We start from the raw sequence: 13,849 nt of genomic DNA, 5'->3' as shown, positions 1-13,849 counted from the left end.
CGGCCCGGCCCGCATCAGCGGAGCGGGCGCACCGGCGTGGTCGCGTTTTGCGCGTCCCGCCCTCCCCGCACACCCCCATATCCCCCGCTCAAACCCGCGCTTTTGGCGCTTGGAAGCGCGCATCGGCGCGCCCGTGCGCACCGCCGAACCCTCCGCGACACATCCATGCGACGTCTTTTCAGCACTCACATCCCCCCGCGCGCACCGTGCGCGCCCAAGTGTCATCCCCATGCGCCATTCGCGCAACCCCTGTGCGAAAACTGACAAAATCCCCGTCGAACGATTCCCACTTCTTCATGCTTCACAAACCCCGGCGTGAGGGCACGCCGGCTCCGACTCCCTGCGCAAATAGTTCATCTTCCGCCTTGCGCAGCAAATCCGAGCCGGGCCGCCCTCGGCCCGGGGCCTTTGAACCACAAGGCAACGCCGGGCTGCTTTGAACGACTGACCGATGTGCATCACTCAAATCACCTGCGAAAAGCCGGGTGCCACGGCTTGGCCTTGCAAGCCGTGCGGACTTTTGTAATGGGGTGCGGCGGTGTTGTTGCACGGTTTGGGCGAAGCGCCCAAACCGTGGCACCCGGCGGGCAGGGTGTGGACGATGACGAGCACGAGGGGGACACCGTTTGCTGTGGTGACGGTTTGGGTCAAGGGAGCCCCGCGTGGGAACGCGGGGTTTGCTTTGGGTGCGTTACTCCGATTCGCCGTCGGGGTTGGCGTTGCGGCGGGTGGGGGTGGGGGCGGCGTTGATCTTGGGGAGATAAGCGGCGAGTTTTTGTTTGATGGGGGTCAGGGCGGGGTCGGCGGCGAGGTTTTTCCATTCGTTGGGGTCGGTGGTGTGGTCGTAGAGTTCTTCGGTGCCGTCCTCATAACGGATGTAGCGGTAGCGTTCATCGCGGACGGCGTGGTTGTTGCGGCTGTGGGTGGTGACGGCGGGGCGGTCCCATGCGGCGGCCGGGTCGGCGAGGAGCGGGCGGAGGGAGACGCCGTCGAGGTCTTTGCGGAGGGGCGTGCCGGTCAGGTCGCAGAGGGTGGGGTAGAGATCGAGGAGGGAGACGGTTCGGGCGCAGGTGGAGCCGGGCCTGGTGAGACCGGGCGCGATGATGATGAGCGGGACGCGCGTGGCTTCGTCCCACAAGGTGAGCTTGCGCCAGTGATCTTTTTCGCCCAGGTGCCAGCCGTGGTCGGTCCAGAGGACGATGATCCAGTTCTTCTGCTCGTTGGGCGGAAGTTTGTCGAAGGCGTCGAGAACGCGGCCGACCTGCGCATCGGAGAATTCGGTGGCGGCGAGATAGGCCTGCACGCCGGCATTCCATGCGTTGTGCTCGACGATGATTTTCTGATCCCCCTGGAGCAGTGCGATCTTCTTGCCGATCGGCGGCACGTCGTCCAGATCGTTGGCCAGATACGGGGGGCGCTGGACGGTATTGACCGGATGATGATCGAAATAGGACGCGGGGACGAACCAGGGCAGGTGCGGTTTATAAAATCCGCAGGCCAGAAACAGCGGCTTGTCGTGCGGCTTTCCGATTTGATCAATGACCCAGTCGGCGACCTGATAGTCGCCCATGTCCTTGTCGGGCACATCGAGCGGCGCCCAGTCGAAGAGGCCATGCTTGAGCCCGTTCATGCTTGGATGCGGGGGCTTGGGGTCGTCGGGTTTGGTCTTGTTCTGGCTGGGGAAGTAGGCGTCCCACGAGGGCGGATCGGGAAAGGCGACGTGATAGATTTTGCCAGCCCCGACGGCGGTGTATCCGCTCTGGCGCAGGTGCTGCGGGAGCGTCTGAATGTGCTCGAGAACGGGGCTTTTGCGCATGGGCTGCATGTTGCCGTAGATGCCGCTGGTGGAGGGTCGGACGCCGGTCATGGTGGCGGCGCGGGAGGGGTTGCAGAGGGGTGCGGCGGTGTAGGCGTTGGTGAAGAGCAGGCCGCGGGAGGCGAGCTTGTCGATGTTGGGCGTGCGGGCCTGGGGATGTCCGCCGAGGCAACCGACCCAGTCGTTCAGATCGTCGATGGCGATGAAGAGCACATTGGGGTGATCCGCGGCGCGGACGGCGGGGCCGCACAGGGCGAGGAGACATGCGGCAAGCGCGAGGATGTAAAACTTAGGCGCGTGTTTTTGTGATGTGTGATGCATCATGGCAATGGAGACCTTTGAAATATTCACGGGATTGGGAGCGGTCGGGCGGAGGGGTCGGGTGAGGGTTTGTCCAATCATTGACGGCGCGGTACGGAGCGCGCCATCATTCGGGGCCACCCTCACCCCGGCCCTCTCCCGGGGGGAGAGGGGGGCGCGGCGATGGCGTCGGGTGGGTCGTCGGCGCGGTTGACCATGCGGTTGAGGAGTTTGTATGGCGCTTCGGCGTCGGCGCGGAGCGCGAGGCGCGGGAGATGTCGAAGCATATGAACCTTCGGCGGCGGGCCGGGGGGTTAACGCGGGGGCGGGGCGGGCTATTGCGAAAAAAAGGGGAATGGGGGATGGGGGAAAGGGGAGGGGGGAGCGGTCGGGTGCCACGGCTTGGCCTTGCAAGCCGTGCGAACTTTTGCAATGGGGTGCGGCGGTGTTGTTGCACGGTTTGGGCGAAGCGCCCAAACCGTGGCACCCGGCGGAAGTGAGGTGAAATTGGTGGAGAATGGAGAAGAGGAGAGACACGCCGCCCGTTCGGCAGGCTCACGGTAGAGAGCGGCGTCGCTACATGGGGGGAGCGCGGGGCGGTGCCCCGCCGCTAAACGGGGGCGGGCGATCGGTGGGGGGGTCAGGGGATGGGGTGGAGGGCGTTGAGGACGGCGGGGCCGTCGATCTGGCGGAGGCCGAGTCGGAGCGTTTTGCCGGACATGGCGGGGTCGTAGGGGACGCGGAAGTGTTTGAGGACGGTCTGTCCGGGGGCGAGGTCGGCGATGATGCGCTGTTGGCGGGGGAGGTCGGGGGGGAGTGAGAAGGCGTAGAAGGCCTGGCTGGCGTCGCCGAGGTTGGTGACGATCATGGTGAGGAGGAGGAACTTGTCGCCGTGGTCGTCGGACTCGACATTGAGGTTGGATTTGAAGTCGATGTTTTCGAGGCCGATGCGGATGGGCGAGGCGACGTCGAGCTGATAGGACTTGTCGGCGTCGAGGTCGACATGGGCGGTGATGAGCGTGGTGCCGGACAGTTCGGAGGCGGGGAAGCTGAAGGCGAGTGGGACGCGATAGGTTTGGCCGGCGGGGATGCTGAAGTTGAGGGAATGGGGTTCGATGTCCCAGGATTCGGGACTGGTGAAGCGGAGATGACCATTGAGGGACTGAGGCCAGGGATTGACGAGGGTCAGCGTGTGCTCGTGCACGGTATGGACGGAGGGTGCGAACGTCGGATCAATATGAAACCCGGCCCGGAAGCGGGCGAGGCGCATGTCGACGCCTTCGATGAAGGTCGGTTCCTGCGCGAGACGGACGCGTTGTTTTTCGCCGACGCGATCGAGCGGGCGGCGATTGCCGAGCATATCGATGGCGACGGGGTCGGGGCCCAGGTACAGATCGAGTTCCGCGTCGGCATCGGGGGAGGATTCGTTCCACATCACCAGCGCCCCGCCGCGCGGCCCCGACGGACCGTCGAGCAGGTAACAGCGAATGCCCTCGCGGATCTCCATCTGTCCGACATACCGCCGGCCTGAAAGCTGCTCGATCATGTTCGCCCACACCGGCAGAATCGGGTCCGGCTGCACATCGCCCCCGTCGCCCGCCGGACTGGTCCACGGACGACGGATCGCGATCGCCTGCGGCACGAGGCGCCATGCTTCGAGCATGCGGAACGCCAGGTCCGCTCCGCGATCGCGCGCCGAGTACACATGCGGCGGAAGCGTCTGCAGATGGTAGATCATCTGCTCGGGGGCGATCTTCCATGTTTTCGCGTACGCCTGGAACTGGTCGGCGTGGATCGACACGGGGAAGTCGATGTTCCATGCATCGAAGGCGGGCGGGTCGGCGGGCATCTCGTCGATCGCGCGCCAGGGGAGCAGCACGCGCGCGTGCGGGACGTAGCGGTGAAACAGATCGTTGATCGGCGGAAAGATCGCCGCCAGATCGTCGCGCTCGAAGGCGGCGCCCGATCCGCTGGCGCCGACCTGGTAGTCGCTCAATCGCAGACCGTAGCGTGCGAGCATCGACTGAATGTACGGCTGCCAGAGCTTGGCGTCATGCGCCATCAGCGCCAGCGCATCGTCCGCATCGACGCCGACCGAGCCGGCCAGATCGCGCGGGACTTCGGCGAAGCTGAGGATGACGTGGCGATTCGATAGCAGCAGCGAATTGAGCAGCGGGTCGGGCGCGTCGACCGCCGCCGCCAGCTCGTCCTGCGTCATGTCCATCGACCACGGACTGACGGAAACGCCCATATTTCCCAGCGATTTGAGCAGGTCGGGCAGGCGATTGCGCTGCGCCTGGGTCAGATGCTCGGCGGTGATGATGAACCGGCCGGCCTCGCCCTGACCGCGCTCCGTCGTCGGGCCCAGCCAGACGAACGTCACGCCCGCCCCGCCGACGATCTGCGAGCCGGTCATGACGGTGAGCTGAGCGCGGTACCACCCAAGCCCCGGGACGTTCGGCTTCCACTCCCATTCGCCGGGGTGATTGACGTCGATGTCGCGCTCCTGGCGGTCGATGATCCGTCCGCCGGCGTCGGTGACTTCGATCTGCGCATGCAGCGGCTGACCGGTGACATCGTGGACGCGCGAGGCGATCGCCGGCTGCTGGGGCTGACGGATGACGTTGAGCGGCGTCTGCGTGGCGATCGAGATCATGGGCATCTGGTACACGACGATGTCGTCGAACCAGGCCGAGGCGCGGATGTCCTGCTCGATGAGCTGATGTTCCTCAAGCAGGCGGCTATGGAAGAACGAACTTTGCAGCAGCTCGACGCGCAGGACGACCCACGCGGCATTGTCGGGCGTGTCGGGAAGCTGAATCGCCACGGTGGTCCAGGCGCCGTTGGAAAGGATCGGCGCGGTGGCGCGGCGGGACTGGGGGACTTCGCGGCCGTGCTGATCGACGAAGTAGGCGACGAGTCGGGCGCGGCTGTATCGGGCGTCTTCGGTGCGGATGTTGGCGGTGATGAGGTAGCGGGCCTGCGGGACGGCGACGAGTGTGCCGGCTTCGAGCAGAGCCGCGGCGCTGCCGCCGTTGAGCGCGAGTTTGAAGCTGTGGTCGGCTGAGACGGACTGAGCGTTGTCGAAACCCATCTGCGTGTAGCGCGGGAACCCGGTGCCGTCGACGCGGAACCAGTGCATGGGCATCGGCTCGAAGTTGCCGAGTTTCTGCTCCTCGAAGTCGAAGCGATGGACCTCCAGCGACAGCGGCCCGCCGGGCTTGTCCGCGCCGGCGGCCGCGGACCCCGCCGCGAGCATCGCCGCGCAGCACAGCACCCACCCCAATCTGTGGCCGCAACCGAACATACCCCTGTTATCGGGCGATCAGCGGGCGATCGCTCAATTTCCCACTCGTTCACACCTTACGCAACACGCATAACTATTAGTAGGTCTACTTTGACGATTTGTTGACATTAGCGATGCTGAATGTATACTGATGGACCTATGCAAACGGATGCGATTCGATTGTTCTGCGATGTGGCCCAGCATCGCAGCGTGTCGAAGGGCGCCAGCGCCAATGGGGTGACCCAGTCGGCGGCGTCGCAGCGCATCCGCGCGCTGGAGAAGGAACTGGGCGTGCAGCTGATCGATCGCTCGACCCGGCCCCTGCAACTGACGCAGGCGGGTGAGCTTTATCATCGCGAGTGCCGCAAGATCATCGAACGCTACGAGCAGCTCACCGCGCAGATCAGCGGCAAGTTCACCAACGGCTCGCTCCGCGGCGAGGTGACGGTGGCGGCGATCTACTCGGCGGGGATTGACCTGCTCAACAAGATCAAGGCCGACTTTGAGGCCCATCACCCCAAGGTCAGCGTTTCGATCAGCTATGTGCAGCCGGACGTCGTGTACGACCGGGTGCAGCATGAGCAATGCGATCTGGGGATTCTTTCGTACCCGGAGCGCTTCCGGGACATGATGTCGCTGCCGCTGCGCGATGAGATCATGGCTGTGGTGACCCGGCCGGATCACGAGCTTGCGGGGGCGGCGTCGGTGCATGCGGAGGATTTGTCGGAGTACGAGATGGTGAACTTCGATCAGACGCTGCCGATCGGGCGTCGGATCCGAAAGCATCTTCGTGAGGCGGGTGTCGAACCGAACATTGTCAGCCAGTTTGACAATATCGACACCATCAAGACGTTCGTGGCTCAGACGGGTGCGGTGGCGATCCTGCCGCGCCGGACGGTGCAGAGCGAGGCGGCGGCGGGGGTGCTGGCGGTCATGCCGCTCGAACCCCGGCTGGTGCGTCCGGTGGGCATCGTCTACATGCGTCACCGCGAACAGAGTCCGTTGGTAAAGGCGTTCATCGATTATCTCATGAAAGACCGTTCCAAAGCGCAGGGCGAAGCGGCCATCCCGGCCCGTCCCGCGGAGGTTTCGGCCTAACACGGCTCCGACGAACCGGAGCCCGACGACACCCCTGACCATAGGGAGGTTCAGCGTATGTCATACGGATATCCCGCCAAGCATGGCCTCTATGACCCGGCGAACGAGAAGGACTCGTGCGGCGTCGGCTTCGTCGCCGACATCAAGGGCCGCCGATCCCACCAGATCGTGCGCGACGCCATCGAGGTGCTTGTGGCGATGGACCACCGCGGGGCCTGCGGATGCGAGAAGAACACCGGCGACGGGGCCGGGATCATGACCGCCCTGCCGCATGAGTTCCTCGCCGACATCGCGCAGGCGACGTTCGGCGTCGCGCTGCCCGCCCCCGGCAAGTTCACCGCGGGCAACGTGTTCCTCCCGCAGGATGAAAAAGAACGCGCCCATTGCAAGCGCTTCGTCGAGAAGGTCATCGTCGAGCAGGGTCAGACGCTCGTCGGCTGGCGCCCCGTGCCGGTCGATGCCAACGGCGCGGACATCGGTCCGACCGCCCGCGATGCCGAGCCGGTCATCGAGCAGCTTTTCATCGCCGCCGCCGAGGGCCTCGACGCCGACGCCTTCGAGCGCCAGCTTTACATCATCCGCAAGCGCGCCTCCAACATGCTCCGCGAGAACCCCGAGCTTTCGCAGGCCAAGATGTTCTACGTCTGCTCGCTGTCGACGAAGGTGATCATCTACAAGGGCATGCTCACGCCCGCGCAGGTCGTGCCGTACTTCCGCGATCTGGCCGACGAGCGGTACACGAGCCACCTGGCGATGGTGCATTCGCGTTTCTCGACGAACACGTTCCCGTCGTGGGACCGCGCTCAGCCGTGCCGCTTCATGAGCCACAACGGCGAGATCAACACGCTGCGCGGCAACGTCAACGCCATGCACGCCCGCGAAGGCGTCGTGCGCAGCGAGCTGTTCGGCGATGAACTCAAAAAATGCTTCCCCATCGCCGAGCCCGACTGCTCCGACTCGGGCAACTTCGACAACGTGCTCGAGTTCCTGCTCATGAACGGGCGCACGCTTCAGGAATCGGTGATGATGATGATCCCCGAGGCGTGGCAGAATCACGAGACGATGGACGAGAAGAAGCGCGCGTTCTACGAGTATCACTCGTGCCTGATGGAGCCGTGGGACGGACCGGCGTCGATCGTGTTCACCGATGGCAAGTACATCGGCGCGGTGCTGGACCGTAACGGTCTGCGCCCCAGCCGCTACTACCTGACGCACGACGACAAGGTCATCATGGCCAGCGAAGTGGGCGTGCTTCCCGTGGACCCCAAGAACGTCAAGCTCAAGGGCCGCCTCCAGCCGGGCAAAATGTTCCTCGTCGATTTCGACAAGGGCCGGCTCGTTCCCGACGCGGAGGTCAAGGGCGATTTCGCCAAGCGGCGTCCGTACAAAAAGTGGCTCAAGGCCCAGCGGATCGAGATGAAGGAGCTGCACACCAAGAACGAGCCGCACGGGTTCGAGCCGCAGACGCTCTTGTCGCGCATGCAGGCGTTCGGGTACACGACCGAGACGATGCAGTTCATGCTTCTGCCGCTCATCAAGGAAAAGCGCGACCCGGTGGGGTCGATGGGCAATGACGCCGCGCTGGCGTGTCTGTCCGACAAGCCGCGCATGATCTATGACTACTTCAAGCAGCTCTTCGCCCAGGTGACGAACCCCGCGATCGACTCGATCCGCGAGGAGATCGTCATGTCGCTCGAGTGCTACATCGGGCCGGAAGCGAACCTTTTGGAAACGACGGAAGGTCATGCCCATCGTCTGCGTCTGCCGGAGCCGATCCTCAACAACGAGGAGATGGCGGCGCTAAGGCATATCGATCATCGCGGATGGAAGAGCAAGGTGATCGACATCACCTGGCCGCGCGCGGAAGGCGCGGCGGGGCTGGGCAAGGCGCTGGACCGCATCTGTAAGGAAGCGGAGGAAGCGGTGGATCAGGGGTTCGCGCTGGTGGTGCTCACGGATCGCGCGATCAACGCGGAGCGCGTGCCGGTCAGCGCCCTGATGGCCACGGGCGCGGTGCATCATCATCTCGTGCGTCAGACCAAGCGCACGCGCATCGGCGTCATCGTCGAAACCGGCGAGGCCCGCGAAGTGCATCACGACTGCCTGCTGTTCGGCTACGGGGCCGACGGCATCAATCCGTACCTGGCGTTCGAGTCGCTCTGGCAGGCCCGGCGCGACGGACTCCTGCGCGAAGAGGGCTACAGCGACTACCAGGTCGTCAGCCGCTACCGCAAGGGCGTCAAAAAGGGCATGCTCAAGGTCATGGCCAAGATGGGCATCTCCACGCTCCAGTCCTACAAGGGCGCGCAGATCTTCGAAGCCATCGGCCTCAAGAGCGATGTCATCGACCGCTGCTTCACCGGCACCGCGTCGCGCATCGCCGGCGTGGACCTGCACGTGCTCGCCGAGGAACTGCTCCGTCGTCACGCTTTGGGCTACCCCGCCCGTGAGCAGGTCGCTCTGCCCGTCCTGCCCAACCCCGGCGAGTTCCACTGGCGCTCGACCGGCGAGCGGCACATGTGGGACCCCCAGTCCATCGCCGACATTCAGGTCGCCGCACGCACCGGCAGCGCCGAAGCGTACTGGCGCTTCGCCAAGCACACCAACGAGGAAGCCACGCGCAAGTGCGCCCTCCGCGGTCTGCTCGGGTTCAAAGCCCATGTCAACGGCGGGCCTATCCCGCTGGGCGAAGTCGAACCGGCGAGCGAAATCGTCAAACGCTTCTGCACCGGCGCGATGAGCTTCGGGTCCATCAGCGCCGAGTCCCACGAAGCGCTGGCCATCGCCATGAACCGCCTCGGCGGCAAGTCCAACACCGGCGAAGGCGGCGAAGACCCCCGGCGGTGGACGCCTGATGCCAACGGCGACTCCCGCCGCTCGGCGATCAAGCAGGTGGCGTCCGGCCGCTTCGGCGTGACGATCGATTACCTGACGAACGCGGATGAACTACAGATCAAGATCAGCCAGGGCGCCAAGCCGGGCGAAGGCGGCGAACTGCCGGGCAAGAAGGTCGACGAGAACATCGCGCGGATTCGCTATTCGACGCCGGGCGTCGGGCTGATTTCGCCGCCGCCGCATCATGACATCTACTCCATCGAGGACCTGGCCCAGCTCATTCACGATCTGAAGAACGCCAATCCGTCGGCGCGCGTCAGCGTGAAGCTGGTGAGCGAAGTCGGCGTGGGCACGATCGCCGCCGGCGTCGCCAAGGCGCATGCCGATCACATTCTGATCAGCGGTCACGACGGCGGGACCGGCGCGTCGCCGATCACGAGCATCAAGCACGCGGGACTTCCCTGGGAGCTGGGCATCGCCGAGACGCATCAGACCCTGGTGATGAACGATCTGCGGAGCCGGGTGATTTTGCAGACGGACGGTCAGATCAAGACCGGGCGCGATGTGGTCATGGCCGCGCTGCTCGGGGCCGAGGAGATCGGCTTCGCGACGGCGCCGCTGGTGACGCTCGGGTGCATCATGATGCGCAAGTGTCATCTGAACACCTGCCCTGTGGGCATCGCGACGCAGGACCCGGCGCTGCGGGCGAAGTTCGCCGGCAAGCCCGAGCATGTGGTCAACTACCTGTTCATGGTGGCGGAGGAAGCGCGGTCGATCATGGCCGAGCTGGGCTTCCGCAAGTACAACGACATGGTCGGCCGCAGCGATTGTCTGGAGACCGCCGCGGCGATCCGGCACTGGAAGGCGGAGGGGCTGGACCTTCGGCCGATTCTCGAGCCGGCGAAGAAGCCGCACGAGAACGTCGGCGTGTTCAACACGCAGAAGCAGGACCATGGCCTGGAACTGGCCCTGGACAACAAGCTCATCGAACTGGCCCAGCCGGCCATCGAGAGCCGCGAGAAGGTCCGCATCGAGTTACCGATCGTCAACATCAACCGGACGGTCGGCACGATGCTCAGCCATGAGCTTTCCAAGGCGTGGATGAGCGATCCCTTGCCGGACGACACGGTGCATATCAAGCTGACCGGGTCGGCGGGACAGTCGCTGGGGGCGTGGCTGGCCAAAGGCGTCACCATCGAGCTGGAAGGCGATGCCAACGACTACGTGGGCAAGGGTCTGTCCGGCGGGCGCATCGTGATCTATCCCCCGAAGGAATCGAGCTTTGTGGCGGAGGACAACATCCTGATCGGCAACGTCGTGCTCTATGGCGCGACGGGGGGTCAGGCCTATTTCCGGGGTCGGGCGGCGGAGCGCTTCTGCGTCCGAAATTCGGGGGCGTGGACGGTCGTCGAAGGCGTCGGCGATCACGGATGCGAATATATGACCGGCGGCCGCGTTGTTATTCTTGGTGAGACCGGTCGCAACTTCGCGGCGGGGATGTCCGGCGGCGCAGCGTATGTGCTCGCCGCCGATAAAGACGCCTTCCGCGTCAATTGCAACCTTGAAATGGTCGAACTAGAAAGTGTTGAGGACCCGGAAGATGTGGCGGAGCTGCACAAGCTCATCAAGACGCATCAGAAGGTCACGGGGTCGGCGGTGGCGCAGCGCGTGCTGGACCACTGGCCGACCGTGCTTGAACAGTTCGTGAAGGTGATGCCCACGGACTACAAGCGCGTGCTGGAGGAACGTCGCGCCAAGGCGGCGCAGTCGGAAATCGAAGTCCGCGTTCACAAGACGGTCGAGCCGGTCGCTGATCCCGCCCACTGACGGATCGGCGCCGCATCGGGCGCCGCATTCATCAACAGGGTCATTGTCATGCACAACGAAATCAAATCAGCGCCTTCGCCCGCCGCTCCCGCTCCCGCCCCCGCTGCGCCCGCAGCCGACGCGGCGAGCGAGGCCGACGTCGCGCATCAGCTTGATCAGCCGATCTTCCTCTGCGGCTGCGTCCGTTCCGGCACGACCATGCTCCGCCTCATCCTTCAGCATCATCCCCGGATCGTCGGCGGGCACGAGTTCCCCTACGTGCGGCTCTGCGCCGAGGGCGAGAACTTCATCGACACCGAATCCTTCCGCCAGAAGCTCGTCGCTTTCCGCCCGCATCAGCAGTTCGGCCTGACGGTCAACCCCGACCTCGATACGCCCGGCCTGATACGCGACTTCGTGCGGCAGATGGGCGCTGAAGCCCCGCAAAATCATCTGCTCGTCGTTCTGCACCATCGCTTTGACCTGATGCTCCGCCTTTTCCCCAACGCCCGGTTCATCCACATCATTCGCGATCCGCGCGATGTGGCGCGAAGCTGCATCCCCATGGGCTGGGTCGGCAATGTCTACTATGGGGCCGACGTCTGGCTCACCGCCGAGAAGGAATGGGAAGCCATCGCTCCCAAGCTGCGGCCGGACCAGGTCATCGAAATCCGCTTCCGCGACCTGCTCGCCAACGTCAACGAATTGCTCACGCAAATCTGTAATTTCGTCGGCGTCGGTTTCGACGAGCGCATGTTCGATTACGTCAAGAACACCACTTACGACGCTCCCGATCCGAACCTCGTCGATCAGTGGCGTCGCAAGCTCAGCCCGGCGGAATTGTCATGGGTCGAAGCGCGCTGCGGCGACATGATGGTCGCCCGCGGATACAAGCTCTTCGGCACCGGCGCACCGCTGCCTCTGCCCACGCGCGCTTACCTGGCCCTGCAGAACCGACTCTACCGCGTCCTGTTCAACTACAAACGCTTCGGCCTCGGGCTCTACCTGCAATATCAGATCTCCCGAAGATTCGGGGGAAGCTGGTACACGTCGGTGCGCAATCGCATGAACGCGATCGAACGACAACATCTCAAGTGACGACGAACCATTCGCCCCCAGCTACGGACGAACTAACTCATGGGAAAGCCCACCGGATTCAAGGAATTTACACGCAAGAGCGTCCCCTATCGGGAGCCGCTCGTGCGATTGACCGACTTCGCGGAAATCTACACCGCGCCCGAGGACAAACATCTCAAGGAGCAGGGCGCCCGCTGCATGGACTGCGGCGTGCCCTTCTGCCAGTCCGACACCGGCTGCCCCATCGATAATCTGATTCCCGAGTGGAACGATCTGGTCTACCGCAATCGCTGGCGCGAAGCGCTGGATCGGCTGCACAAGACCAACAACTTCCCCGAGTTCACCGGCCGCGCCTGCCCCGCGCCGTGCGAAGGCGCGTGCGTATTGGGCATCACCGACCCGGCCGTGACGATCAAGAACATCGAGAACGCCATCGTCGACAAGGGCTGGGCCAAGAAGTGGATCAAGCCGCTGCCTCCGACAAGCGAGACGGGCAAGAAGGTCGCTGTGATCGGGTCCGGCCCCGCGGGTCTTTCCGCCGCGCAGCAGCTTCGCCGCGCCGGGCATGACGTGACGGTCTACGAGCGCGCCGACCGCATCGGCGGGCTGCTCATGTACGGCATTCCGAACATGAAGCTCGACAAGGGCGTCGTCGAGCGCCGCCTCAAGCAGATGAAAAAGGAAGGCGTCAAGTTCAAGACCAAGGCCGACGTCGGCAAAAACGTCGACCCGAAGAAGCTGGTCGAAGAACATGACGCGGTCTTGCTCGCCACCGGCGCCACCAAGCCGCGCGATCTGCCGATCCCCGGGCGCGACCTCAAGGGCGTGCATTTCGCCATGGAGTTCCTGACCGCGCATACCAAGAGCTTCCTCGACTCGAACCTCGACGACGGCAACTACATCTCGGCCAAGGACAAGCACGTCATCGTCATCGGCGGCGGCGACACCGGCACCGACTGCATCGGCACATCGCTGCGGCACGGCTGCGCGAGCATGACGAACTTCGAATTGTTGCCCAAACCCCCCGAGGGCCGCGCCGCCGACAATCCCTGGCCGCACTGGCCCAAGATTTTCCGCGTCGATTACGGGCACGCCGAGTCGGAGGCGAAGTTCGGCTCCGATCCGCGCACGTACTCGATTCTCTCCAAGCGCTTCATCGACGACGGTCACGGCAACCTCGCCGGCATCGAAACCGTGCAGGTCGAATGGGTCAAGGACAACGGCCGGTTCCAGATGCGCGAAGTGCCCGGCTCCGAAAAGACATGGAAGGCCGACCTGGTGCTGCTGGCGATGGGCTTCCTCGGCCCCGAGCACTACCTGCTCGAAGCGCTCGGTGACGATTACAAGATCGCGACCGATCCGCGCAGCAACTATCAGGCGGAGCACGGCCGATTCATCACCAGCCACCCCAAGGTCTTCACCGCCGGCGACTGCCGCCGCGGACAGAGTCTGGTCGTCTGGGCCATCAACGAAGGCCGCGGCGCCGCCCGCGCCATCGACCTGGCCCTCATGGGCAAAACCACGCTCCACGCCCCCGGCCTCAACCTCCCCCAGGAAGCCGTCCACGCCACCGCCGGCTGATTGGCGGTGTTCGATCGGTGCGCCATTGCGTTTGGGGAGCATTGTCCGTA

The 13,849-nt window shown here is 64.6% G+C and carries 6 protein-coding genes; 4 read left to right on the top strand and 2 right to left on the bottom strand.

The window, feature by feature from the left end:
- Window positions 1-691: 691 nt before the first annotated feature.
- Together GC162_18065 and GC162_18060 are read right to left on the bottom strand one after the other, a co-directional pair.
- Window positions 692-2,218 carry a sulfatase-like hydrolase/transferase gene (locus GC162_18065; protein MBI1370546.1) on the bottom strand — a complete coding sequence of 509 codons (1,527 nt, stop codon included), beginning with the start codon at window positions 2,216-2,218 and terminating at the stop codon, window positions 692-694.
- A 538-nt stretch (window positions 2,219-2,756) separates the two neighbouring features.
- Window positions 2,757-5,423 carry a hypothetical protein gene (locus tag GC162_18060; protein ID MBI1370545.1) on the bottom strand — a complete coding sequence of 889 codons (2,667 nt, stop codon included), beginning with the start codon at window positions 5,421-5,423 and terminating at the stop codon, window positions 2,757-2,759.
- Between the two features lie 120 nt (window positions 5,424-5,543).
- Here GC162_18060 and GC162_18055 point away from each other — a divergent pair, with 120 nt between their 5' ends.
- The 4 genes from GC162_18055 to gltD are packed head-to-tail and all read left to right on the top strand — an operon-like array spanning window position 5,544 to window position 13,799.
- On the top strand, window positions 5,544-6,500 hold the full coding sequence (locus GC162_18055; GenBank protein MBI1370544.1) for a LysR family transcriptional regulator: 957 nt from the start codon (window positions 5,544-5,546) through the stop codon (window positions 6,498-6,500).
- Window positions 6,501-6,557: 57 nt separating this feature from the next.
- The gene (gene gltB / locus GC162_18050) at window positions 6,558-11,162 is read left to right on the top strand and encodes a glutamate synthase large subunit (protein MBI1370543.1); all 4,605 of its coding nucleotides are present in this window, start codon (window positions 6,558-6,560) and stop codon (window positions 11,160-11,162) included.
- Window positions 11,163-11,210: 48 nt separating this feature from the next.
- Window positions 11,211-12,239 (top strand): sulfotransferase, encoded by a 1,029-nt coding sequence (locus GC162_18045; protein ID MBI1370542.1) that lies wholly within the window; start codon window positions 11,211-11,213, stop codon window positions 12,237-12,239.
- Between the two features lie 39 nt (window positions 12,240-12,278).
- Window positions 12,279-13,799, top strand: coding sequence for a glutamate synthase small subunit (gltD, locus tag GC162_18040; protein ID MBI1370541.1), 1,521 nt, complete (start codon window positions 12,279-12,281; stop codon window positions 13,797-13,799).
- Window positions 13,800-13,849: the final 50 nt, after the last annotated feature.

The sequence above is a fragment of the Planctomycetota bacterium genome, assembly GCA_016125255.1.
GTDB lineage: Bacteria > Planctomycetota > Phycisphaerae > Phycisphaerales > Zrk34 > RI-421.
Note: the sequence above shows the minus strand (reverse complement) of the source record. Positions and strands in the feature narration are given on the sequence as shown.